This window comes from Rhizobium cauense (assembly GCF_019511525.1).
Taxonomy (GTDB): Bacteria; Pseudomonadota; Alphaproteobacteria; order Rhizobiales; family Rhizobiaceae; genus Rhizobium; species Rhizobium cauense.
In genome coordinates this window covers 1-285 of the sequence record NZ_JAEUAT010000094.1, presented here as the reverse complement: position 1 = coordinate 285, position 285 = coordinate 1, and the positions used below count along the sequence as shown (strand labels likewise).

Annotated in this window: 1 protein-coding gene; it reads right to left on the bottom strand. The window is 69.1% G+C overall.

All coding sequences use genetic code 11. The annotated features are described in order from the left end of the window. A partial coding sequence (locus JNB88_RS34835) for a TolC family protein (RefSeq protein WP_220359183.1) occupies positions 1 to 285 on the bottom strand: 285 nt, incomplete at both ends.

Genomic DNA, 285 nt, shown 5'->3' with positions numbered 1-285 from the left:
AGGTGATGCCGCCGCGGAAGATCGGCTGCGGCGCGCCCTTCAGGAGATCGCCGAGCAGCGAACCGGCCGGCTGGCCGAGCAGCGTGGCGATGTGGTGGGCGGCGACGCGGATGTTGGTCTCCAGCCCTGGGATTTCAGCCTGCGTCGACTGCACCAGACCTTCGGCCTGAACGACGTCGAGGCGCGAGGCGGCACCGGCCTCGAGCTGGAACTGGGTCAGCTCGTAGGTTTCCTGGCGCGACTTCAGGTTGGCGCGCGACAGCGCCAGGCGCTCCTGGAAGAAGC